We start from the raw sequence: 23,790 nt of genomic DNA on the forward strand, positions 1-23,790 counted from the left end.
TCCGGGTCAGGTTCTGGCGGCGATGGCTGCAAAAGTTATCATTGAACAAATGAAGATCGTAATAACCAGGCCCTTGAGCCAGTCTCCATGAATCGATGTCCGCAACTGGTGGACGGCCGCGGTGCCTGAATCGATATTCTGTCGTGTCCATTTCTGCCGATCGAGATGGAACAAGACCTGGATCTTGATGAACGAGCCCACGAATTGCTGATGCAAAAGGAGCAAAGGCACGAACGGTGAAGCAAGGCCGCCCTGGTGCGCGACATTGACGGTCTGGATGAACCGCGTCGCCAGCACGATGGACAGATAAGCCGGAAGTGCGACCCATTGGCCCTGCAGCAAAAAGAAGGCGAGGAAGATCGGGCCGGTCAGGCTGGTCCACATGCTGAGGCGCTGGTCCACGAGGCACCACCAGGTAAACAGCCCCATACGCCGGGGTCCCAGCGCGATCGCCCGGTCGGAATTGCGGAGCATGTTGCCGAACCAGCGCTGCATCAGCTGAGCGGATGCATTCAGGAAGCCGCCTTTCGGCAATTCTTCCATGCAACTGACATAGGTGTCGGGCAGGTAGATCATTGCCCATCCGTCCTTGAGGCAATGATACCAGGTCGACTTGTCATCACCCGTCAGCATCGGGAGTTTCCCAAGCCGCCAATGGTTCAGAATGTCCAGCTGCAGGCGGTCCACAAATGCTGTGTCCAGTGCGACACTTGCGCGGAAGACCGAGAACCGCCCGGTCAGGCACAGAACCCGGCGGGAGAGGCTCAGCGAACTCATATACAGATTTCGCAGCGCAAATCGCATGGCGTACCAGGTCTGCGCCAGGGCGCCGCCACGTACTTCAGCCGCGTTGTTGACCGTGAGGGCAGCCAGGTCCGGCATCATGGTGAAGAAGGGACAGGTCTTCTCCATCAGGCCGGGTGTGACGACGGTATCGCCATCCATGAGGACGACGATGCCTTCGCCGGTTTCATTGCTGCGCTGCAGGGCTCGCAGCGCAGCAGCCATTGCGTCGCGCTTCCCGGTTCCGGCCTGGAGCTGGGTGATGAGATCGATATGTCCCGGCAGCTTTGCCTCGTTGAAGATCTGGTGGATGAGGCGGGCATCTCCGTCATCGGTCACCGAGGCCACCACTGTGGCCGGCACACCGTAGGCGGCAAGTTCCTGAAACAGGGAAGAGTAGACGCCAAAATTTTCCGACGCCGACATCTGATAGGAGGTCACAACGACACCGACATGTTCCGGCAGTGTCGAGGGATCGGCAGCGACCGTCGTGGCCTGCCGGCGTAATCGGGGAAAGACCTTGTTCCTGTAGTGCTCCGCCCGCAAAAAATGTGTCAGCTGCCAGCCATATCGCCAGGTTGCGATGAATCCCAGTGGCCAGACGATATGATCTATCCCGTGCACGGGCGATTGCGACAGGGTCACGGCAAGCAGGAACAGGAATGCTGTGACGTAAACGGACCAACTCAGGGAATACGTTGCAAACGCCACATAAAGGCGCCGGACTTCATTGCCCGCCCGTTTGACACCGTCGGCCAGCCACCCTGTTGCGTCACTCCATGGCGCAGGAAGGGAAGTTGCCTCTGAACGCATTTAAAACACCGTTTATTCTACAAGCTCAGAAGCTTGTCCGGCATTATTATTTATATTGTGTTCCGTTCCTGGTTGCGATGGGCTGGGGCGGACGGGCGAAACGGGCTTCAGGGGCGAGGCTCCCGCGCCCGGTCTTCAATTTCGGAGACGGGTTCGGAAGGGTCTGCCTGCCTTACCAGTCAGCACCTGTTTTCCTTATTCTTCGCTCCAGGTGCCCAGTGCTTTGTAGAGGGCGATGCTGTTCAGACTGTTTTCGAGATTCGCCTGGATCAGCTGTTGCTGGGCGCTATAGTATTCACGCTGGGCATCGAGGACCGTCAGGTATCCATCAAGACCGGATTTGAACCGTTCTCCGGACAGCTCAAACGTGACCTGCGTATCCTCCGCAAGCTGTTGGAGGGCATTCAGGCGCCGGTCAATCGTGTCGGCAATCGCAGCAGCATCGGCGACTTCCCGGAAAGCCTGCTGGATCGTACTCTGATAAGTCGCAAGGGCGGCATCGGCATCTGCGCGGGCGGCGTCCAGATTTCCGCGCCGCCGGTCAAAGTCAAAAATCGGCAGGTCGATGGCGGGTGTGAAGGTCCATCCGGTCGATCCGTCGCCATTGAAAAGGTCATCGAGTGAGCCGCTGGCTGCACCGACACCTCCCGTCAATGAAATGCTTGGGAAATAGGCAGCCCGGGCGGCGCCGATATTTGCATTGGACGCTCGCAGGCGGGCTTCCGCGGCGCGCACGTCCGGTCTTTCCAGCAGGACAAGAGAAGACTGGCCGACGGGCAGGTTCAGCGCGACCGGGGCAGGGAGGAGGCTGACCTCGCCCAGAATCGCAGTGGGCAGCGGAGCGCCAACAAGCAATTGCAGGGCGTTGACGTCCCGGCGTACCGCCGCCTCATACTGGGCCGCCTGCGCCTGTGCCCGCGCAACGGATGCGGAGGCGCGGCGCACATCCAGTTCGCTGGCGGTTCCGGCTGCAAACAATTCCCGCGTCAGATCGAGACTTTCGGTCTGGCTCTCCGCCGTGCGATTGGCGAGTTTCAGGAGTTCATGGTCGGCAGCCAGCTGCATCCAGGTTTCGGCGACCGTTCCGGCGAGGGAAATCTTTGCGGCACGCTCGCCTTCTTCGCTCGCAAGATATGCCTGAAGGGCCGCGTCGTTGAGGTTGCGAATCCGGCCAAAGAAATCCAGCTCCCATGCGGAGACGCCGATCTGACCGTAGGTGCTGTCATCGAAGCGATTTGCGCCAGTTGTGCCTTCGTCGAACGTGTCGCCGGTTTGTGCACTGGCGCTGGCCCCCACGGCAGGCCAGAGCGCGGAGCGGGAGACGAGCAGGTTTGCCCGTGCCGCACGCACATTGGCGGCGGTGGCGCGCAGGTCGCGGTTCTGTTCCAGCGCAATGCCGATGACCTGCTTCAGGGCAGGCGAGGTGACCACGTCGTTCCACAGGAGGGGCGCGGCGGGTGCCGCATCAGGTGTGGCGCCAGGCAGATCGGCCGGAACAGGCAGATCACCCGCCTGGTACGCGGGCGCAAGATTGACGCAGCCGGCCAGCATCAATGTGCCCAGGGCGGTTGCGAGGAGTGCGTTGGATCTCATGCGGGGGTCTCCGCTTGTTTGTCGGGGCCGGAAAAGCGATTGGTGAGTTTGCGGACGATCACATAGAACACCGGCGCAAACAGCAGACTGAATGTCATGGCTGCAATCACGCCTCCCAGCACGATGATGCCGATGGCATTCCGGCCCGCTGCCCCGGCGCCCGTGCTGAGCGCGAGTGGCAGGACACCGAAGCCAAAGGCGAATGACGTCATCAGGACCGGGCGTATCCGCAAGCGCACGGCTTCAATCGATGCCTCGACCAGTTCCTTGCCCTGTTGCTCCAGAGAGCGGGCGAATTCGATGATCAGGATCGCGTTTTTCGAAGCAAGCCCAACAGTGGTCAACAAGCCGACCTGGAAGAAGACGTCATTGGAGAGACCTGCAAAGCTGGCGCCAGCAACGGCGCCGGCAACACCCAGCGGGGCAACAAGCAGGACCGAGATTGGAACCGTCCAGCTTTCGTACAGGGCTGCGAGACAGAGGAAGACAAACAGAACCGAGATGCCGTAGAGGGCCATGGCCTGATTGCCTGATTCACGTTCCTGGCGGCTGAGACCGCTCCACGCATATCCGATGCCTTCCGGGAGTTTCGAAACCAGCTCCTCCATCGCCACCATGGCAACACCAGAGCTTTGTCCCGGTGCTGCGGATCCCTGGATGTTGAAAGCCGGGACACCGTCAAAGCGCTGCAGTTGCGGTGGGCCGTAAGTCCAGTTCGTGCTGGCAATTTCACCCAATGGGGCCATTTGTCCGGTGTTTGTCCGGACAAACCAGTCACTGACATCGTCCGGTTGCATCCGGTCCTCTGCAGCGCCCTGCACATAAACCCGCTTGATGCGTCCACGGTCAATAAAGTCGTTTACATAGGTGCCGCCGAAAGCGACGGACAGCAGGTTGGTCGCGTCCGAAATGGATACGCCGAGCGCCTGAGCTTTCTGGTAGTCCAGATCAATGTTGAACTGCGGGCCGTCTTCCAGACCGTTCGGACGAACGCCGGTCAGCCGCGGATCCTGGCTCGCCATGCCCAGCAATTGGTTACGGATATTCATGAACTCTTCGTGGGTGTAACGTCCGTCATTCTGCAGGAACATGTCGAAACCGCTGGAGTTTCCGAGTTCGCGAATCGCGGGAGGCGAGATGGCGAACACCTGCGCTTCTTCGATCTGGGACAGTGCGCCCATCGCGCGCCCGACAATTGCCTGCACGGAGTTTTCCTTGCCGGGCCGTTCAGACCAGTCCTTCAGCGCTGCGAAGGCGATCCCGTTGTTCTGGCCCTGTCCCGCGAAGCTGAAACCGGCAAGCGCGAAAATACCTCTGACGTTGTCGCCTTCATTCGTCTGATAATAGTCGACAACTTCCTGCATGACATCTGCTGTCCGCTCGAGGCTGGCATTGGCCGGCAACTGGGCGAGCGTGAAGTAGCTGCCCTGGTCCTCATCCGGCAGGAAGGATGCGGGCAAGCGGATGAAGGCGAACCCTGTCAGGATGATGATTGCGGTAAATCCGACCAGCATGACCGACTTGCGGCGCAGGGCCCGCGTGACGACGGCCTCATAGGCCTGGGAGAGCTTGTCGAACCCGTTATTGAAAATACGTGCCGGGGCCGCCATCAGCGGATGAGCCTCACCATGGCTCGGCTTGAGGATCGTTGCGCACAGGGCAGGGGAAAGGATAATCGCTACCAGCACTGACAGAGTCATCGCCGAAACGATCGTCACCGAGAACTGACGGTAGATCACGCCTGCCGATCCCGGGAAGAAGGCCATCGGAATGAAGACGGCCGAAAGCACAACAGCGATGCCGACGAGTGCGCCGGTAATCTGCTCCATCGACCGGACGGTCGCCTCTCGCGGTGGCAGCTTGTCCTGAGACATCACCCGTTCGACGTTTTCGACCACCACAATGGCGTCATCGACCAGGAGGCCAATGGCGAGCACCATGGCGAACATGGTGAGCGTATTGATGGACATGCCCATTATGAGCAGGACGGCGAACGTCCCGAGCAGAACCACAGGTACGGCGATCAGCGGGATGAAAGAGGCGCGGAAACTCTGCAGGAATACGAAGATGACGATAAAGACGAGCCCGATGGCTTCGAACAGGGTCTTCTGGACTTCGTGGATCGAGGTTTCGATGAAGGGGGTGGTGTCAACCGGAAACGCATATTCCATGTCTTCCGGAAAATTGCCGGACATCGCCTCGACGGCGGACTTCACGCGCTCGGCTGTATCCAGCGCGTTGGCGCCCGTAGCGAGCGACACGGCGAAGCCAGTCGCCGGATACCCGTTGAACCGGGAAATGAAGGCATAATTTTCCGCCCCCAGTTCGATATCGGCGACATCGTCCAGCCGGACAGACCCACCTTCCGGTGTTGTTCGCAGGAGAAGGTTCCTGAACTGCTCTGGTGAGGAGAGGAGGGATTGCAGGGTAATGGTGACATTGATCTCCTGCCCTTCGACCGAAGGGGCTCCGCCGAGTGCGCCAGATGAGATCTGTGCGTTCTGGTCACGGATCGCCTGCACCACGTCGCCCGGCATCAGATTGTATTCGACGAGTTTTTCTGGCTTCAGCCAGACGCGGATTGCATAGGGTGAGCCGAATGCCGTGACACTGCCGACGCCGTCCAGACGGCTGATCGTGTCATACATGTTGGAGCGGACATAATCGCCAAGGTCCGTCTGGTCGAATGTTCCGCCCGGGGAATAAAGGGACGTAATCAGGAGGAAGCCAGTGCTGGCCTTGCTGACCGTCACACCTTGCCGCTGTACCTGTTCCGGCAGGAAGGGGGTCGCCAGCGACAGCTTGTTCTGCACCTGCACTTGGGCGATGTCCGGGTTCGTGCCCGGACGAAAAGCAAGCGTAAGGGACGCAGATCCATCAGAGCTGGATGTCGAGTTGACATAGTCCAGCCCGTCCAGCCCGGTCATTTGCTGCTCAATGATCTGAGTAACGGAGTTTTCTACCGCTTGTGCGGAGGCACCGGGATAGTTCGCCATGACACTGATCGTCGTTGGCGCGACGTCGGGATACTGTGCGACCGGCAGCGTGCGGAGAGCGAGCCCACCCGCAAGCATGATAAGGATCGCGATCACCCAGGCGAAGACCGGGCGGTCGATGAAGAACTTTGCCATCAGACTTACCTGTGTATGTTATTTCGATCCGCCGCGCGTCTCTTTCGCGGCGGAGGTCTGCTCGCTGGCGGGTTCAGGCTGAACCTTCATGCCGTCGCGGATGGATTGCAGGTTCGCTGTCGCGACCTGTTCTCCGGCATTCAGGCCACTCAGAACCGTCCAGGTGTTGTCAGTATTCTGCTCAACCGTGATCCGTCTCTGCCGGACCGTTCCGTCCTTATCCACAACCATGACGGTGGCATCGCCAGTGGGCGTGCGGGAAACAACGGACTGAGGCAGGGTCGCCACGTTCTCATAATAACCGGCGATGAACTTGGCCCGGACGAACATGCCCGGCAGTATCATGTCTTCGGGATTGGGAACGACAACCCGCACGGCCACGGTGCCTGCACTTTCTTCAACATTCACTTCGCTGAATTCGAGGTCGCCTGCCTGGGGGTAGGGGGTTCCGTCGCCCAGAATGATGTCGACGGGGACCGTGTTCTGGTCGGTGGTTGCGATTTCGCCGTCGGCAATCTGTTGGCGCCAGCTCAGGAGGCGTGCGCTGGACACGGTCAGGTCGACATAGATCGGGTTGGTCTGCAGGACGCGGGCGAGTGGTTCAGTCTGGTTCTGAGTCACAAGGGCACCCTGTGTAACGGACGAGCGGCCGATACGCCCTTCGATCGGGGAAGAGATCTTGGTGCGTGCCAGATCAATGCGCGCGCGGTCGAGGGCGGCTTTCTGAATACCGATGTCGGCATCCGCCTGGCTGGCAGATGCGACGGCCTGATCGTATTCCTGTTGGCTGACGGCATTGATGCTGGCCAGCCGTTCGAAACGTGCAGCCGTTTCGCGGGCAACGGCAGCGGTGGCCTCGGCGCGCGTCAGGGCGGCTTCGGCACTACGAACAGCGGCAGAATATTCAGCGGCGTCTATCTGGTATAGCGCCTGGCCCTTCTTGACTGTGTCGCCTTCCTTGAACAGGCGCTCGCTGATGATGCCGGTGACCTGCGGACGGATCTCCGCTTCGGCATAGGCGCGGGCACGTCCGGACAATTCAATCACATTCGGCACGTCGGTCAGGCGGACCGTCATGGTCTGGACGACGGGTGCGGGAGGTGCGGTCGCTTGCTGCCCGGCCGTCTCACCACCGCAAGCGGCGAGCACGATGGCCGTGGCGAGCAAGAGGGCTGGCATGCTCTTCTTGGCGGTCTGCATGAAAGTATCCTTGACGGCGTATTGGGAGGAAGGCTATCAAAATAGAATGAACGCTCTATCTAATGGTGCGGCGCACAAAGTCAAGGTGCAGATAATTAACGAGGGGGAGTAAAAACAGATGGGTGAAATGCCCGTGTCGAAGACGGCTGCAAAACGCGAGGCGCGGATCTGCGAGATCCTCTCCTGTGCAGAAAAACACTTTTCAAACAAGGGATTCCATGGTGCCGGCATTTCCGGTATCGCGGCTGATTGCGGTATCAGCGTGGGGCATCTCTATCACTATTTTGGTAGTAAGGATGAGTTGATCCTGGCGGTTGTGAAATCGGAGATGGGACGTCAGGACGAGAGTATCACGGCCTTCGAAGACCTGTCTCCTGAAAACCTGCGGTTGGAAATGGCTGAGCTTACGACAGCAATTTTTTCGACCGACGCGGAGCCTTTCCGGACGGTCCTGAACTTTGAAATCCTGGCCGAAGCACAAAGAAACCCTGAAGTTGCGGCGCTTCTTCAACAGCAGGATACTCAGATGCGGCGCCGATTCGTGACCATACTTCGGCGCGCGGGGATCGATGACCCTGAAACGCGGACGGAACTGATCTTCACCATCTTTTCCGGCCTCTCGGCGCGGGCCCTGCGTCATCCGGAACAGGAACGCGCGGCGTTGCTGGAAGTCATTAAGGACGTGATCCTGAAAATTCTTGGTGATAAGCAGGTGGCGTCCGGTGCACTCAGCGCATGATTCAGGGCAAAGCGGCCGGACAGGCGGAGAGTAAAATGGAAAATACGGCGGAAACGGCACAGGGGCCCCTGGCGGGACTTCGTGTTCTCGAACTCGGCCAACTGATTGCGGGGCCGTTCTGTGCCCAGCTCTTCGGCGACATGGGCGCCGATGTTATCAAGGTTGAGGCGCCGGGGCAGGGCGATCCGATGCGTACCTGGGGGCGGACGGGTTATCCGCTGCTCTGGTCTGTCTGCGCCCGTAACAAGCGCTGCATCACGGCAAACCTGCGCGAGAAGGAAGGCCAGGACATCGTCCGGCAGCTGGTTCGTCAGGCAGATTTCGTCATCGAGAATTTCCGCCCGGGCACGATGGAAAAATGGGGCCTTGGCTATGAAGACCTGAAAAAGGAAAATCCCGGGATCATCATGATCCGTATCTCCGGGTACGGGCAAACGGGGCCGTATTCGAAGCGCCCCGGTTATGCGTCCGTGGGGGAGGCCATGGGCGGCGTGCGCTATCTGATGGGGGAACCCGACCGGAAACCGTCCCGCGCCGGCATTTCCCTCGGTGATACGCTTGCCGGCACGTTTGCCACAGTGGGCGCGCTGGCCGCGCTTCATCACCGGGAGAAGACCGGGGAAGGCCAAGTGGTTGATGCCGCGATCTATGAATCGATCCTGGCGATCACCGAATCCCTGGTGCCGGAATACACGGTCGAGAATTTCACCCGCGAGCGGTCCGGCTCTTACTTGCCGGCGATTGCGCCTTCGAACATCTATGACGGCTCGGATGGCATGGTGATCATTGCAGCGAACCAGAACACGGTTTTTGCCCGGCTGTGCGACGCCATGGGCCGGCCTGAACTGAAGGACGATCCACGATACGCAACCCATGTCGCCCGCGGCGAGAACCAGGAAGAGCTGGACGCGCTGATCAATGACTGGACCAGGACCCGTACCATCGATGAGGTCGAGGCTGTCATGATCGAACACGCTGTTCCGGTCGGCAAGGTCTATCGCGCCCGCGACATGCTGGATGACCCGCACTTTGCCGCCCGCGACGCGCTGGTCGATCTCGCAAGCGAACGCTGGGGCACGATCAAGATGCAGAACGTCTTTCCAAAACTGTCCGCGACGCCAGGCTCGGTCCGCTGGTCCGGGCCGGAGACGCTGGGCGCGCATACCGAGCAGGTTCTCACCGAGCTGCTGGACCTGACGCCGGAACAGATCGGCAAGCTGCGAAACAGCGGGATTGTCTAGGCGCGGGCCCGGCGAGCTGCCTTAGTCTTCCGCTTGCCCGCGCACCTCGACGGCGGTTGCCGGGAAGTCCGCCCAGACGCCGTCAACACCGGCGTCGAACAGGGCGGCGAGTTCCGCGCGGCTGTCGGTAAAGGGCGCATCCGGGCGGTCGTCCCGCACGGTGTAGACATGGACGAGCAGCCCAGCTTCATGGGCGCGGGTGACAAAATCCGTCGGCTGGCCATCCTTGCCGAGCACATAGGAGACGTCGGCGCCGACGCCGTCTGTCGTCATGTCGTCCAGGTCGTATTCCAGTCCCATCATGGCGGCATAGGGTGCGCCGACCATGTTCTGGATCAATGGCAGGTCGCTCTTCTCCGCGACCTCAGCCAGGAAGGGCGGTTCGAAGCACTGGATGTAAACCGGGATGCCGGCGGCCTTCAGGCCTTTCGCTTTCATGGCGTCGAGGATCGGATCGGCAAGGCCTTTGCCGATTTCGGTGTAGTGGCTCGGCCATTTGGCTTCGACGTGCAGGCCGACAATGTTGCCTTTCTCCGCTTCGGCCAGGACGAGGTCCATGATCTCGTCGAATGTCACGAGATCCAGCGTGTCATTGTACTGCATCGGGCGGCCATCGAATTGCTGGCGGGCTTTCAGGGTCTGGATTTCCGCAAAGGTAAAGTCGTCGGCCCACCAGTCTTCCTGTTCGCCGAACGGGGTCTGGCGTTTTACCTTGCGGTCAGCGAATTCGGGATGGTCTGCAATGTCGGTTGTCGCGGAGAGGTAGAGGTCATGCCGGGCGATCAGGACACCGTCTGATGTCATCACAAGGTCCGGTTCGATAAAGTCCGCCCCCTGCGCAATGGCCGTCTTGTAGGCCATGATCGTGTGTTCGGGGTAGAGGCCGCTGGCGCCCCGGTGGGCGATGACGATCGGGCGTTCGCCGGTCAGCGTGTTCCATGCGGCGGCAGGTTCTGCGGCGGCGGATGTTTCCACCGGGCCTGACGGGGTGGCGGGCGCATGGGTGCACGCGGCCAGGACGAGCGCGGAAGCTGTGATCAGACGTTTCATGTCAGGCACTTTCAGGAAAGAGGCAGGTCCGCCGGGAGGGGAGGTCCCTCCCGGCGGGACCATGGATCAGAATTTGACGTAGACGCCGGCTTTCACCATCTGCGGCTTGCCGCGGATGATCGTGTGCAGGCCGAAGGCCCCGCCGGTATTGCCGACATCGATCAGGTATTCCTCATCGAAGATGTTCTCGCCGAGAACATAGGCGCCCCAGCGCTCGCTGGCCGCATCGAAGCCCACGCGCAGGTTCGCCACGCCATAGGCCTTCTGGTATTCCTGCACCACGGTGCCGTCCGGATAGGTTTCCGGCGTCCGGACGAAACCGCCATTGCCGTCTGCGGCATAATTGAAACCATTGTCATCTTCGAAGAAGTGCTTGCTCTTCCAGATATAGCTCGGGACGATGGAGATATCGCCGTGCTCACCCATGGGCACGGTGATGTCCGCTGCCAGGGAAAAGCTCTGTTCCGGGCTGAGACGGAAACTGTTGCCGGCAAACTGCAGCGGGTTTCCGTTGTCGTCTTTGTCGTCATATTCCGAATGCGTGTAAGCATAAGTCGCGAGCAGGCGGACATAATCATTGACCAGCGCCTGGCCGTCGAATTCGAAACCGTACTGGGTTGCGTTGCCGGAATTCTCGGTGATGAACACGCCATTGATCGGGTCGAAACGTGTCGTCTGGAAGTCCTTGTACTGTCCATAATAGACAGAGCTGGTCATTTGCAGGCGGTCGTCGAAGAAACGGCCGAAGACACCCGCTTCCACATTGTCCAGCGTCTCGGCGTCGATCAGGTTGTAGTCCGCACCCTCGGCAGACAGGACTTCCGGACGGCGGCCGCGGCCATAGGCGACCCAGGTGTTCACATTGTCGGACACGCGGTAGGCGGCGTTGAGACGCCAGGTGAAGGCGCCGTCGGTGCTTTCCGATGCTGACGCCATCTTGTCGAGCGTGTCAGCGCTCAGCAGCAGGGTTGGCTGCAGGGTCACACCGTTGAGGCCACCCAGACCAAGAAGGTAAGGGTTGGTCTTCAGCGCATGGCCGATCGTGCTCGCGCTGATATCTTCCTTCGTATAGCGAAGACCGGCGGTCAGCTTCAGCCGGTCGGTCACGGCATAGGTGACATCGCCGAAGAGATCGTAGGTATCGCGGCCATTGGTCGACAGCGACTGTTCAAGATGTTCGCCATAGAGCGGCACAAGCTGGTTCAGCAGCAGGGCGGCAAGCGCGGAATACTGGAGGGGCGTATCGAAGCTGCCGAAATTCTCGCCACCCGGAACGCCGCCCAGAGCGAGGTAAGTCTGCGCTTCTGCCAGGCTCAGGCCAGCCCCGGCAGCGAGCGACGGGGCGAACAGCGACTGGGCATAAGCCTCGTCGGTCGAGAAGCGAAGCTCTGCCTTGTTGTCGATGGTGAAGTAATTGCCGCCGAAGAAGGCTGTCAGCTTGCCGCCCGCATCATAGTTGAGGCGCAGTTCCTGGCTGAATGTATTGGCCTTCTGCCCCTGAAAGAACTGGAGAAGGTTGAACGCGGCGCCATCGGAGTCCCACGCTTCCTTGGAGGTCAGGTTGCGATAGTCGGTCAGGGAGGTCAGCGACCAGGCATCGTTGATGTCGTATTCGATGTTGGACGTGATGTAGAACAGCTCACGGTCATTCCCGAGCTTGCTGCGCACCTGGTCCGGATTGATGTTCATGGCGGTGGCGCCGAACGGATCGACCTTGCCATTCACAGGGAAGAAACCGGAAGTGAACTGCGTGCCGGTGGAATCGTCTTCCTGGTAGTTGACGAAAATGTCGGCCGTCAGCTGGTCTGTCGGCGCCCAGCGCAGGGCGGTCCGCAATGCGGTCGTGTCCTGACCCATCAGGTCGGGCGAATTGGCCGTGTTCGGAACATAGCCGTCCATCTGTTTGACTTGTCCCGCAAAGCGCAGGGCGAGCGTGTCGTTGATGGCCAGTTATAGTGGCCTTCCGCCCGGACGGAGTTGTAGTCGCCGGCTTCCAGCGTGGCGGCGCCTGAATTGCCGGCCAGCGAGGCGTGGTTCTGGATGAAGTTGATGCCGCCGACGAGGGCGCCCTGGCCGAACAGCGTGGCTTGCGGGCCTTTCACGACCTCGACGCGTTCCATGTCGAAGATGGCGAGGTTTGCGCCATAGCCCGGATTGCCAATGGCGACGCCGTTCTGGAACAGGGCAACGCGCGGCGTGCCGCTGTCGGAAACGACCCCGCGCAGCGAGTAGCTCGGCGCGTTGAGGCTCTGTGCCTGAACCTGCAGGCCCGGCACGAAATTGCCGAGGTCTTCAATGTCGTCAGCTGCGAGTTTGTCGATCAGGTCCTGATCGGTGACGGACACGTTGATCGGAACGTCGATCAGGGTCTGTTCCTGCTTCTGGGTCGTCACCGTAACGGTTTCAAGGCGGCGGTCGCTATCTGCGGCATCCGGGTCGGCGAAGGCGACGAATTGGCTGGAGAAGGTGAGAGCTGCAAGCGCGGTTGCAGAACGAAGATGACGTTTCATGAAAAGCCCATTCCTTGTTGCGGCGCACAATCTGCCGCTTGGCGGGCTGGCTATTTTTTTTCGCCCCGGCCTTCAAATCAAAGTTTTGCGAACGTACTTCTGTAACAATTCCGTATACGAAGTAGAAGGGTTTTGGCGATTTGAGCGGCAAGATACGCCTGGCGGTCTGTCCGCAGAGATGGGGCATATGACAACGGATGACGAAATAGATGCGGCGCCGTGTAGGGGATGCGTATCTGTCGTGACGTATTCTTGAAAAGATTGTTCCTTGCAGGCGAACCCCGACGGACATCGGCACCGGAAGGTGGAACCGTTCCGGTTTCATTTATCTGTCATGCCCGGTCCGGATTGGGGCAGCGGCCCCGGCCTGCTGGTGCAAACCCGTCTTTGAAAGGCTACAGAAAACTGGCAGCGCCGTTCTGGCGCACTGCAATTTCTGTCCGCTCTGTTGCCATTGCAACACGGTCCTGCTGGTCCAGCCAGACAAGAAACTGTCATGGGATGCCGTTACAGCCCGACCTGAATTGTTCCGGGGCAGGGCCTGTTTCCGGGAAATACGTCAGGAGACAGATTAATGCGAATTTCATTTCTTCCGTCGCGTCCGGTGATGGCGGCCGCGTTGCTTGCCGTTGCTGGTCTTGCGGCCGCCTGTGCCAGTTCGGTCGCTCCACCGGTTGGGCCGCCGGCGGCAGACACGGAATTCACGATCGCTGTCCTGCCGGATACCCAGAACTATCTCGACTACACGCACCAGACCGCGGAGGGCTTCCCCTTCGATGCGAACGAGATGTTCCTGGAGCAAATGCAGTTCGTCGCCGACAATCTGGAATCCGAAGGCGGTGAGATCGCCTTCGTCTCTTCACTCGGCGATGTCTGGCAGCATCAGACGCTCGCCATGGATGAAGAACACAGGGCGCGGGGGTTCAAGTCCGTGCCGAACCCGATCATGGATGGACACTTCGCACCGACTGAAAAGGTGAAGACCGTCGAGATGCCGAAGGCCCATGAGGGCTTCTCCCTGATCGCCGGCAAGACGCCGTTCTCGGTTGTGCCGGGCAATCATGATTATGACTCCATGTGGACATCGGCGAAGTTCCCGCCGCAGGCCAGTAGCCCGGCGGATGTCGATCCGAACGATCTCAAAACCTCTCTCGGCGTCGTGCATCCGGGCGGACTCGACAATTTCCGGTCCGTGTTCGGGGCGGAGACGGCCTTCTTCAAGGACAAGCCCTGGTATGTCGCCTCGCATGATGGCGGGGCAGACAGCGCGCAGGTGTTCGAAGCGGGCGGGTATCGTTTCCTCCATATCGGCCTCCAGTTCGATCCGCCGAATGCGTCGCTTGAGTGGGCCGCTGCGGTGATGGCGCAGTATCCCGGCCTGCCGACGATCGTCTCGACACATGACTACATGACCAAGGAAGGGGAGCGCCTGCCCAACCCGATTGTCGACGGGCATGCGGTCGACCCGATCAACAACAGCCCGGAAATGGTCTGGGAAAAGCTGATCAGCCAGCAGGACCAGATCTTCCTCGTCCTCTGCGGCCATGAACATGGCCAGGCCTGGCGGGTCGATGACAATGCGTTCGGCAATCCGGTCTGGCAGGTGCTCGCGGATTATCAGGACCGCGGGCAGACGGCGAAGGATGCCGGAGTGCAGTCGGCCTGGCCGGTCGGCATCGGCGATGGCTGGATGCGCCTGATGAGCTTCGACTTCGGCAAGGAGGTACCGGAACTGACGGTCGAGACCTATTCGACCTATTACCGGAAACAGAGCCGGGACATGGCGGAGTATGCCGGCTGGTACAAAGCGGCCGAGAAACCGGACCTGACGGATGAGGCCTTCCACGAGGAAGATGACTATGTGCTGGTGCTGGACGATTTCCGGTCGCGTTTCGGCACGCCATAGTCCGTTATGGTCATGCTGTGATCCGGGCAGGTCCGGACTGATCCGCCCTGGTCACCCACTGATCTGTGGCCGCATGACACAGTTGTCATTCTGAGGAGGCTGTGGCCTTCCTCCGGTCAGTATGTGGAACCGATCTAACCGCTCAGGACTCATGTCGCTGCTCAGCGCTGTCGCGCTGATGGCCATGATTGTGCGCGGCCTGGTTCCGGCAGGCTACATGCTCGCGGCTGCAGATACGCCGGGCGATTTCGTCAGCATCGTCATCTGCCACGGTGACGGCACGGATGGCACGCAGGCCCTGCTGGACCTGAAAAACGGCAAGATCGTCGATCCGGAAGAGATCCCGGGCCAGACCGACGACGGCAAGAACCAGGCCTGCCCATATGCCATGTCGGCACATTTCACGCCGGTAGACGTATCCGGCAAGCTGGCAGAACCTGTTGAAGCGCCCGCCCGTTTCCTCACGCAGTTCGACTATATCGTTCCCGGCCGCGGCCTTGCGGCCCCGCCGCCGCCCGCCCGCGGACCGCCCCTGACCATCTGATTTTCCTCGCGCGCGCATGTCTGCGGACGTGCGCGTTGGTGCGCGGGCGAATGCCTTGCGCGTCCGGAATCGGATGAATTTCAATGCACAACAATCTGATCGCAGCCCCTGACGGGCTGCAGGTTCCCCAGATCGGGGACCGTGAAATACACCGGCCCGGTGCCGGTGAAGACGTTGGACGGATCTGGCTGGATGCGGTCATCACGCCGAACGTTTCGCTGAACAACCGGGTGGCGCTGATCCTGGCGGCGTCCCTGATCCTGCCGGGCAGCCTTATCTGCCTCGCCACGGCGTGGATGGGCGCCTGGCTGGTCACGCCGCTTGTGTTCCTGTCGGAGATCGCCCTCGGCGCGATGATCCTCTGGCATGCCCGGTCGCTTGGCCAGTACAGGCAGCGCGTCTGCCTGACCGACACATCCATCTTTGTCGAAACACGCGAGCGGGGGGCCGATGCCGTCACCCGGTCGGACCTTTCCCCGCACTGGCTTCGCATCGACCGGGTCAACGACACCGGCCGCGGCTGCGACTCTCTCCTGCTGCGGGCAGGGCCCCGGCGCCTGGAAATCGGCTCCGTCCTGTCACCTCCCGAACGCGCTTCGCTGGCCGATGCCATCGAAGCCGCACTCCAGAATCGCCGCTGCGGCCAGTCGCTGGCGGCCTGACTTCCTCTCAGAAAGTAATGAACATGAAACACACACTCCTTTGCAGTACAGCCGCCGCGCTCCTCGCCTCTGCCGGCATTGCGCTTCCCGCCGCCGCCCAGGCGCCGACCGAACTGCCCCCCATTGATGCGCAGGATGCGGGTTCGGCCCGCGCGGGCGACGTGGCGGTGAGCGGCACCGAAATCGCGGGAGAGGCCATTGAATCCGGTCTCGCCACATCTTCGGATTCGCTTCAGCTCATGTCCCGCGCGCCGGGCGTCTCGCTTCAGTCGAATGGGGGTATCGCCTCGCTTCCAATTCTCCGGGGACTCGCAGATGACCGGGTCGGGGTGCTGATCGATGGCCAGCAGTCCACAAATTACTGCCCGAACCACATGAACCCCGTTTCCTCCTATATCGATGCATCGCGTGTCGAGCGGATCGTCGTGACGCCGACCCTGTCGCCGGTCAGCATGGGCGGCGACAATATTGCCGGTATCATTTCGATCGAGAGCCGGGCGCCGGAATTTTCCAGTGGCGGAGTCGAGTTCTTCGGTGAAGCCGGAGCGACGTATCGCAGCGTTTCGAATGGCATCGGCGCGTCCCTGCAGGCCAATGCAGCGGGCGAGAAAGTCAGCGCGCGATATGAAGCGAGCTGGAACAAGGCGGACAATTACAAGTCCGGGTCGGGCGACGAAGTGCGCTCCACCTTGTACCAGAATTACGACCAGTCACTGCTGCTCGCGGCTCGTCCGGCAGACGATGTGCTGCTGTGGGTCCGGATCAGCCAGCAGGGCGTGCCTTATGAAGGCTTTGCCAACCAGCGCATGGACCTGACCGACAACAAGAGCAACAGCGTGCAGGTGCATGGCGAGGGTCCGCTCGGTGCAGGCCTGCTGACGGCCGAAGCCTCCTGGCGCAGCGTCGATCATGAAATGAACTTCCTGTCGGACAAGGGCGGGGCGGCAACTGGCGGTATGCCGATGATCACCGAGGGCGAGGATACGTCGGTCAAACTGTCGTACGACACGCCGGTGGAAGGTGTCGGCCGGGTCCGGGTCGGGGCGGAAATGTTCCGCGCGTCGATGGACGACTACTGGCCCGCCGTTCCGGGTTCCATGATGATGTCGCCGCTCGATTATGTGAACATCAATGATGGCGAGCGGAACCGCACAGGCGTGTGGGCCGAATGGGAAGCCGCCCCTGCGCCCGCATGGTCGACCCTGTTCGGGGTTCGCTATGAAAACGTCGAAATGGATACCGGAGAGGTGCAGCCTTATTCCTGGACCGGCATGATGAACATGCCTGACGCCATGGCGGCCATGGCCTTCAACGCGGCGGACCGCGCCCGGGAAGATGACAATATCGACGTCACCGCGAAAGCGACATGGCGGCCGAGCGATACGCTGGCCGTCGAGTTCGGCGCCGCACAGAAGACCCGGTCTCCGAACCTTTATGAGCGCTACGCCTGGGGCAGAGGCTCCATGTCCAGCTCAATGACCAACATGACCGGTGACGGCGCCGGCTATGTCGGCGATATCAATCTGGAACCGGAAGTCGCGCGCAGTCTGGCGGCGACGCTCGACTGGTCGGATGGCGTTAAAGATGGCCGTGTGCTGCGCGTTTCCGGCTGGGCCACCCATGTCGAAGACTATATCGACGCCGACCGGATTGGCAGCCTGCGCGATGGCTTGCCGATGCTCCAGTTCGCCAACCACAAGGCGGAGCTCTACGGCCTCGAAGCCACCGGTGCGATGCCGCTCTGGCAGACGGGGTATGGCGACACGCGCTTCACCGGAACGGTCAGCTGGGCCAAGGGCGAGAACAAAGACACCGGCGACAATCTCTACAACATTGTTCCCCTTCAGGGCCTGTTCGCGCTGGAGAACCGGAAAGGTGTCTGGACCCAGGCGCTCGAACTGGAACTGGTCGATGAGAAGGATGACATCAGCGCCGTGCGTCAGGAGCTTCGCACGCCGGGCTATGTGCTGGTCCATCTGCGGGCAGGCGGGGAGATCGGCCGGGTACGCTTTGCCGCCGCGATCGAGAACCTGCTGGACCAGGACTATGACCTGCCGCTGGGCGGGATTGCGTTCGGCGACTACAAATATGATGGCCGGACCGGTCCGTACCATCAGGTCGCCGGGCCGGGCCGTTCGTTCAATCTCAGTCTGAACGTCGCCTTCTGACGTGCTGGGGAGGATTTTCACCTCCAGCTATATGGCGGGCGTGGCTCTGGCTGCGCTCGCCCATGGCGGTTTGCTGGCAGGAGTTTTCCTGCTGGCGCCCGCCAGCGCGTCCAATTTCGGCGCGCAGGAAGATGCCTTTACCGTAACCCTGGTGGAGGACCTGGTGCCGGAACCTGTCCCGGAGCCCGAGTCAATGCCGATGCCGGAACCGGAGACGCCCAGCCCACCCCCGGTCCCTGAGATTGCTGAGCCGCGGCCTGAGCCCGCCGTTCAGACGGCGGCAGAACCGGCCCCGCCTGAGGGGATGGTTCCGTCAGATGAAGTGCCGCCAGCCGAGGCTCCGTCGGTTGATGCCGGGACCGATGAAGCAACACCTGCTGCCGACAAGCCGGCGGCTCTGACACTTGATCCGGGCCTTCCGGTTACGGCGTCTGAAGCCCCGCCTACCAAGACGCAGGCGCCTGCCAGCGCAGCCGCCCTGGACGGAGAGGGGCAGGCCAAGCTGGACGCCTATGTGCAGGCGGTGCGGTTGCAGCTTGCCCGGCATGCGCCGCGCGGCGTTCGCGGGGCCGGAGATTGCCAGGTCGAATTCCGCCTCTCCCGTGCCGGAGAAGTGGTCTTCGTCGGAATACGGACAAGCAGCGGCAGCAGGCTGTATGACCGGCGATGCCTGTCCTCTGTCACGTCCGCAGTGCCGTTCCCTGCCGCGCCGGACGGAGCTGTCGAAACGGATCTCAGCTTCACCATCGTGATGCAGCAGAAGCGCTGACGCCCTGCCGGGCTGGTCAGAGCCCTCCGGGAAGCTTCGATGCCATCATGGCCTTCCGGTCGATCCGCCGCCCATCGACAATAAAGGTGCCGTCACCCACGGCGTGAAGGGTGCGCTGTTCCTGGCGTGTGTCATCGCGATAGGCCGCCAGGCTTTCGAGAATGACGATGCCGTGAGGCGCGATGATCTCATCCACGCGGCACTCGATGTTCGCAAGGCATTTGCCGAGAAGCGGGGCGCTGACATGTTTCGCCTTTGCCGGGGCGAGGTCGAATTTGTCGAACTTTTCGGTGTCCGCGCCGGAACAGGTACCGATGCCGATCACCGTATCAATCATGTCGACCGTAGGGATGGCAATGACACATTCTCGCGTATCGCGGAGTGCCTGAAAGGAATGGTTCCACGGCCCGGTCGTGATGGCGATGCGGCCGGAAAAATCGAGCACCATCGTCCAGGTGATGGTCATCACATTGTTCTTGCGGCCATCATGCGTCGCGACGAGGGTGACGGGTCCGGGTTCAATCAGGGTGAAGGCCCGGCTGAGTTTGATGCGTTTCATTCCGGTGTCTCGCGTTTCTGGCATTCTGCAAACCTGGGCACCAAGCCTTCCGTTGCCGGACAAATAGGCAGCCAAGGCCCATATTTTGCCCAAGTGTCGGGATTGATGAAAGAACGCCTTTCCGGAGTCTGTCTTTTAATTAATCTTAACGCTTGTGATGGATGGTCACAATCGTTAGCAGAAACGTGCCCCGTATTAAGAATGATGCTCAAGGTTTTTCCAGTCTCCCTCGGTTTTCTCGTGGCGTGTGCCATGAGCGCCCTGCCTGCGCAGGCCGATGTCCTTCTGTCTTCGGCTTCGGTCGAGAGAGTGGTGTCGATGGAATACGAGGACGGATCAACCGAGACGGAGTATGTGCCGGCCAAAGCGGTCGAGCCCGGTGAGGAACTCGCTTATGTGGTGAGCTTCCGGAATGACGGGGCTGAACCGGCGGACAGCGTGGTGATGACCATCCCGGTACCGAAAGACATGATCTATGTCGAGAATTCGGTCATCGCCGACAATGCGGCCGTGGATTTTTCCGTCGATGGTGGCGAATCCTTCGCTCCGCGCGATAAACTGACCGTCGAGGATGGCGAGCAGGTCCGCAAGGCGGCTGCCGATGAGATCACACATGTACGCTGGACCATTGCGCGCATGACACCCGGTGAGGAAGGCATGCTGGCCTTCCATGCCATCCTGAACTGAACCTACCCGTCAGCTGCCCTGCATTGACCGGTGCGCCCGCCCTGGCGTAACGCCGGTGCCATGACTCGTGTAAAGATCTGCGGCCTCAAGGATCCGGACCTCGTGCGCCTCTGCGCAGCGGAGGGGGCGGACTGGGTCGGCTTTGTCTTTGTCGAGGCGAGCCCGCGCTATGTGACGCCCGAAGCGGCGGAGACCTTGCTCCTCGGCGTTGGCCGGTCTGTGCCGGTGGCCTTGCTGGCAGACGCCGATGACACCCTGATTGACCGCGTGACCGCGACCGGTATCCGCGTGCTTCAGCTGCATGGGCGCGAGACCCCGGAGCGTGTGGCCGAAATCCGCGCGCGCACCGGATGTGAGGTCTGGAAGGCCTTTGGCGTGGAAACGGCGGAAGACATTGCCGGGGCAGGGGCCTTTGCCGCCGCCGACCGGCTGCTGATCGATGCAAAGCCCCCGAAGGATGCGGATCGCACGGGCGGGCATGGCCAGGCCTTCGACTGGTCGATCCTGAATGACTGGGCAGCGCCGAAACCCTGGATACTGGCCGGGGGGCTGACACCGGAGAATGTTGCCGGTGCCATCGCTGCGACAGGTGCACCGGCGGTTGACGTCTCCTCTGGCGTGGAGCGCCTGCGGGGGCTAAAGGACAAGGAGCTGGTGCGGGCGTTTCTCCGTGCCGCCAAAGAGGTCTGAAATGATGGACGTTAGAAATACCTGGGACCAGTGGCCGGACCTGAATGGCCGGTTCGGTGAGTTCGGCGGACGCTATGTCGCTGAAACGCTGATGCCGCTGATCCTGGAACTCGAAGCCGAATACCGCCGGGCGCAGAAAGACCCGGCATTCAAGGCCGAGATGGACGACCTCTGGACCCATTATGTCGGCCGCCCGTCACCGCTCTATTTTGCGGAGCGGCTGACCGAGCATTTCGGCGGGGCGAAGATCTACTTCAAGCGCGACGAGCTGAACCATACCGGCGCGCACAAGATCAATAACTGCCTCGGCCAGGTGCTGCTGGCACGCCGCATGGGCAAGACCCGCATCATCGCCGAGACCGGTGCTGGCCAGCACGGCGTGGCGACGGCGACGATCTGTGCCCGTTTCGGCCTCGAATGCGTCGTCTTCATGGGGGAGACCGATGTCGAGCGCCAGAAGCCAAACGTGTTCCGCATGCGCCTGCTGGGCGCGAAGATCGTGCCGGTTTCCTCGGGCACGGGTACGCTGAAAGACGCGATGAACGAGGCCTTGCGTGACTGGGTCACCAATGTCGACAACACGTTCTATTGCATCGGCACCGTGGCCGGGCCTCATCCGTACCCGGAACTGGTACGTGACTTCCAGTCGATCATCGGCAAGGAAGCCCGCGAACAGATCCTGGAACGGGAAGGGCGCCTGCCGGATGTGCTGATGGCCTGTATTGGCGGCGGCTCCAACGCCATCGGCCTGTTCCACCCGTTCCTTGAGGACGAAAGTGTCCGCATGATCGGTGTCGAGGCCGCTGGCCATGGGATCGAGACGGGCGAGCATGCCGCCGCGCTGAACGGCGGGCGGCCCGGCATCCTGCACGGCAACCGCACCTATCTGCTGCAAACCGATGACGGCCAGATCCTCGATGCGCACTCGATTTCTGCCGGGCTCGACTATCCCGGTATCGGGCCGGAACATGCCTTCCTGCGTGACACGGGCCGGGCCGAATATCTCTCAACGACAGACAAGGAAGCGCTGGAGGCGTTCCAGCTCTGCACCAAACTCGAAGGCATCATCCCGGCGCTGGAGCCGTCCCACGCGCTCGCCCGCGTCGGGGAAGTGGCGCAGGAGCTCGGACCTGACGGCCTGATCGTCCTGAACATGTGCGGCCGGGGTGACAAAGATGTGTTCTCTGTTGCCAAGCATCTCGGAGTGGAGATGTGAGGCAGGTTCTTCCCGTTATCCTTCTTGTTTTACTGGGCGCCTGCGTGCCGACGACCAAGTATACATATGTCCCGCTGACGCAGCAGAATTTCGAGGCGGCGCAGAATGGCGAGAAGATTCCGCTCGTGGCGCACGATACAGTGCTCTGTTTTGCCGATGGGCGGACGGCACCTATCCGGGATGCGGAATGGACCGATAATGGCATCTGCGGGCAGGCACATCCCCCGATTGGCGATGATGATGGCAACCGATGCTATGACTGGGACCAGATCGCCGGTATCGGCATTCCATACGAAGGGCGCTCCCTGTCGGTTATTCCCATGGCCGCCGTGCAGATAGGAAAATGTGACCTGGAGGCGCTTGCAGAATGACCGACCTTCTCCTCATCCGCATCACTTGCCCGTCCCAGCGCGTGGCCGAGGACATCGGCGATGCCGCCGTTGAGCACAAACTGGCCGCCTGCGCGAACCTCGAAGGCCCGGTCTCGTCCACCTATCGCTGGAAAGGCGTGGTGGAGCAGGCGTTTGAATACATTCTCTGGCTCAAGGCGCCGAAAGCAAATTGGGACCGGATCGAGGCCCTCGTCCTTACCCATCACCCTTATGATGTCCCGGCCATGGTGGCGCTGCCTTGCCTTGAGGCGCACGACCCCTATGCCGCCTGGGTCCACGAAAACACGGAAGTCTGATGCCAACGGAACGTATTACCGCTGCCTTCGACCGCGCGAAGGCCGACAAGCGCGCAGTCCTTGTCTCTTATCTCATGGCCGGCGATCCGGACCTTGAGACGAGTTATCAGGCGCTCTGCGCCCTGCGCGACAATGGCGCCGACATTATCGAGCTGGGCGCGCCCTTTACTGATCCCATGGCCGATGGCCCGGCGATCCAGCGGGCTGGCCTGAGGGCGCTCGCCGCAAAGACGAAGCTGACCGATGTGCTGGCCCTGATCGCCCGGTTCCGCGAAAGCGACCAGACCACGCCGATCATCATCATGGGCTATGCCAATCCGGTCCATTCCATGGGGTATGGCGCGTTTGCCGAAGCCGCCCACAAGGCCGGGGTCGATGGCACGATCATCGTTGACCTGCCGCCGGAAGAGGACGGCCCGCTGCGGGAAGAATACGCCAAATACGGCCTCTCCGTGATCCGTCTGGCCACGCCGACCACGCATGAGGCGCGCATGAAGAAGGTTGCCGAAGGGGCCTCCGGATTTCTGTATTTCGTCTCCGTGACCGGTGTGACAGGGGCGGGAAGCGCCGATCCTGCAGCAATTGCTGCGAATATCGACATGGCCCGGCGCGTGTCCGGACTGCCGGTTTGTGTCGGATTCGGTGTAAAAACCGGTGCACAGGCTGCGGAAATGGCTAAAATAGCCGATGGGGTTGTCGTAGGCAGTGCTTTCGTGGAGCATGCAGAGGCGGCTCACGAATCAGGGGATCTGGCCTGCGCGCCCCAGGGAATGGGGGTTCTGGCCGGAGAACTGAGCAAGGCGATCGCAGGGGTCGCAAAACCGTAGTGGCTATTACAGCC

The 23,790-nt window shown here is 61.2% G+C and carries 21 protein-coding genes; 13 read left to right on the plus strand and 8 right to left on the minus strand.

Going from position 1 to position 23,790, the window contains the following annotated elements; translation table 11 throughout:
* Positions 1–6 precede the first annotated feature (6 nt).
* From HAD_RS05150 to HAD_RS05165, 4 genes are all read right to left on the minus strand, one after another.
* Positions 7–1,596: a glycosyltransferase gene (locus tag HAD_RS05150; protein WP_051595934.1), complete on the minus strand. Its 1,590-nt coding sequence runs from the start codon at positions 1,594–1,596 to the stop codon at positions 7–9.
* 195 nt (positions 1,597–1,791) lie between these two features.
* Complete coding sequence (locus tag HAD_RS05155; RefSeq protein ID WP_035569796.1) at positions 1,792–3,189, minus strand: efflux transporter outer membrane subunit; 1,398 nt, start codon at positions 3,187–3,189, stop codon at positions 1,792–1,794.
* Positions 3,186–6,320 (minus strand): efflux RND transporter permease subunit, encoded by a 3,135-nt coding sequence (locus HAD_RS05160; RefSeq protein ID WP_035569797.1) that lies wholly within the window; start codon positions 6,318–6,320, stop codon positions 3,186–3,188. Before HAD_RS05160 ends, HAD_RS05155 begins: the two co-directional genes overlap by 4 nt.
* 18 nt (positions 6,321–6,338) lie before the next feature.
* On the minus strand, positions 6,339–7,520 hold the full coding sequence (locus HAD_RS05165) for an efflux RND transporter periplasmic adaptor subunit (RefSeq protein ID WP_035569798.1): 1,182 nt from the start codon (positions 7,518–7,520) through the stop codon (positions 6,339–6,341).
* Between the two features lie 118 nt (positions 7,521–7,638).
* On the opposite strand from HAD_RS05165, the gene HAD_RS05170 reads away from it, so the two are divergent.
* Positions 7,639–8,259: a TetR/AcrR family transcriptional regulator gene (locus HAD_RS05170; protein ID WP_035569799.1), complete on the plus strand. Its 621-nt coding sequence runs from the start codon at positions 7,639–7,641 to the stop codon at positions 8,257–8,259.
* Between the two features lie 35 nt (positions 8,260–8,294).
* A complete protein-coding gene (locus HAD_RS05175; protein ID WP_035571672.1) occupies positions 8,295–9,500 on the plus strand; it encodes a CaiB/BaiF CoA transferase family protein in 1,206 nt (401 codons plus the stop codon).
* Between the two features lie 21 nt (positions 9,501–9,521).
* On the opposite strand, the gene HAD_RS05180 is transcribed toward HAD_RS05175, so the two are convergent.
* The 3 genes from HAD_RS05180 to HAD_RS05190 form a co-directional block, all read right to left on the minus strand.
* Positions 9,522–10,550: a glycerophosphodiester phosphodiesterase family protein gene (locus tag HAD_RS05180; protein ID WP_035569801.1), complete on the minus strand. Its 1,029-nt coding sequence runs from the start codon at positions 10,548–10,550 to the stop codon at positions 9,522–9,524.
* Positions 10,551–10,616: 66 nt separating this feature from the next.
* A complete protein-coding gene (locus HAD_RS05185; RefSeq protein WP_035569802.1) occupies positions 10,617–12,449 on the minus strand; it encodes a TonB-dependent receptor in 1,833 nt (610 codons plus the stop codon).
* Entirely contained in the window at positions 12,407–13,060 is a 654-nt protein-coding gene (locus tag HAD_RS05190) for a TonB-dependent receptor plug domain-containing protein (protein WP_035569803.1), read from the minus strand. Before HAD_RS05190 ends, HAD_RS05185 begins: the two co-directional genes overlap by 43 nt.
* Positions 13,061–13,634: 574 nt before the next feature.
* On the opposite strand from HAD_RS05190, the gene HAD_RS05195 reads away from it, so the two are divergent.
* The 5 genes from HAD_RS05195 (at position 13,635) to HAD_RS05215 (ending at position 19,109) form a co-directional block, all read left to right on the plus strand.
* Positions 13,635–14,966, plus strand: coding sequence for a metallophosphoesterase family protein (locus HAD_RS05195; RefSeq protein ID WP_156942159.1), 1,332 nt, complete (start codon positions 13,635–13,637; stop codon positions 14,964–14,966).
* A gap of 151 nt (positions 14,967–15,117) precedes the next feature.
* Entirely contained in the window at positions 15,118–15,510 is a 393-nt protein-coding gene (locus tag HAD_RS05200) for a DUF2946 family protein (protein ID WP_035569804.1), read from the plus strand.
* Positions 15,511–15,593: 83 nt separating this feature from the next.
* Positions 15,594–16,172: a DUF2244 domain-containing protein gene (locus HAD_RS17805; RefSeq protein WP_051595935.1), complete on the plus strand. Its 579-nt coding sequence runs from the start codon at positions 15,594–15,596 to the stop codon at positions 16,170–16,172.
* A gap of 23 nt (positions 16,173–16,195) precedes the next feature.
* Positions 16,196–18,340, plus strand: a complete 2,145-nt coding sequence (locus HAD_RS05210; protein WP_162177468.1) for a TonB-dependent receptor — start codon at positions 16,196–16,198, stop codon at positions 18,338–18,340.
* Position 18,341: 1 nt separating this feature from the next.
* Positions 18,342–19,109, plus strand: a complete 768-nt coding sequence (locus HAD_RS05215; protein WP_156942160.1) for a TonB C-terminal domain-containing protein — start codon at positions 18,342–18,344, stop codon at positions 19,107–19,109.
* 16 nt (positions 19,110–19,125) lie between these two features.
* Here HAD_RS05215 and HAD_RS05220 read toward each other — a convergent pair whose 3' ends face one another.
* A complete protein-coding gene (locus tag HAD_RS05220) occupies positions 19,126–19,668 on the minus strand; it encodes a flavin reductase family protein (protein ID WP_035569808.1) in 543 nt (180 codons plus the stop codon).
* Positions 19,669–19,920: 252 nt separating this feature from the next.
* On the opposite strand from HAD_RS05220, the gene HAD_RS18660 reads away from it, so the two are divergent.
* Genes HAD_RS18660 through trpA form a run of 6 tightly spaced genes read left to right on the plus strand, consistent with a single transcriptional unit; the run spans position 19,921 to position 23,776 of the window.
* Positions 19,921–20,355 carry a DUF11 domain-containing protein gene (locus HAD_RS18660; RefSeq protein ID WP_162177469.1) on the plus strand — a complete coding sequence of 145 codons (435 nt, stop codon included), beginning with the start codon at positions 19,921–19,923 and terminating at the stop codon, positions 20,353–20,355.
* Between the two features lie 60 nt (positions 20,356–20,415).
* The gene (locus HAD_RS05230; RefSeq protein ID WP_035569809.1) at positions 20,416–21,045 is read left to right on the plus strand and encodes a phosphoribosylanthranilate isomerase; all 630 of its coding nucleotides are present in this window, start codon (positions 20,416–20,418) and stop codon (positions 21,043–21,045) included.
* A 4-nt stretch (positions 21,046–21,049) separates the two neighbouring features.
* On the plus strand, positions 21,050–22,261 hold the full coding sequence (gene trpB, locus HAD_RS05235) for a tryptophan synthase subunit beta (RefSeq protein ID WP_035571680.1): 1,212 nt from the start codon (positions 21,050–21,052) through the stop codon (positions 22,259–22,261).
* The gene (locus HAD_RS05240; RefSeq protein ID WP_162177470.1) at positions 22,258–22,632 is read left to right on the plus strand and encodes a hypothetical protein; all 375 of its coding nucleotides are present in this window, start codon (positions 22,258–22,260) and stop codon (positions 22,630–22,632) included. Before trpB ends, HAD_RS05240 begins: the two co-directional genes overlap by 4 nt.
* Entirely contained in the window at positions 22,629–22,949 is a 321-nt protein-coding gene (gene cutA / locus HAD_RS05245) for a divalent-cation tolerance protein CutA (RefSeq protein WP_035569812.1), read from the plus strand. Before HAD_RS05240 ends, cutA begins: the two co-directional genes overlap by 4 nt.
* Complete coding sequence (gene trpA / locus HAD_RS05250) at positions 22,949–23,776, plus strand: tryptophan synthase subunit alpha (RefSeq protein WP_035569814.1); 828 nt, start codon at positions 22,949–22,951, stop codon at positions 23,774–23,776. Before cutA ends, trpA begins: the two co-directional genes overlap by 1 nt.
* Positions 23,777–23,790 lie beyond the last annotated feature (14 nt).

It is taken from the genome of Hyphomonas adhaerens MHS-3, assembly GCF_000685235.1.
GTDB classification, from domain to species: domain Bacteria; phylum Pseudomonadota; class Alphaproteobacteria; order Caulobacterales; family Hyphomonadaceae; genus Hyphomonas; species Hyphomonas adhaerens.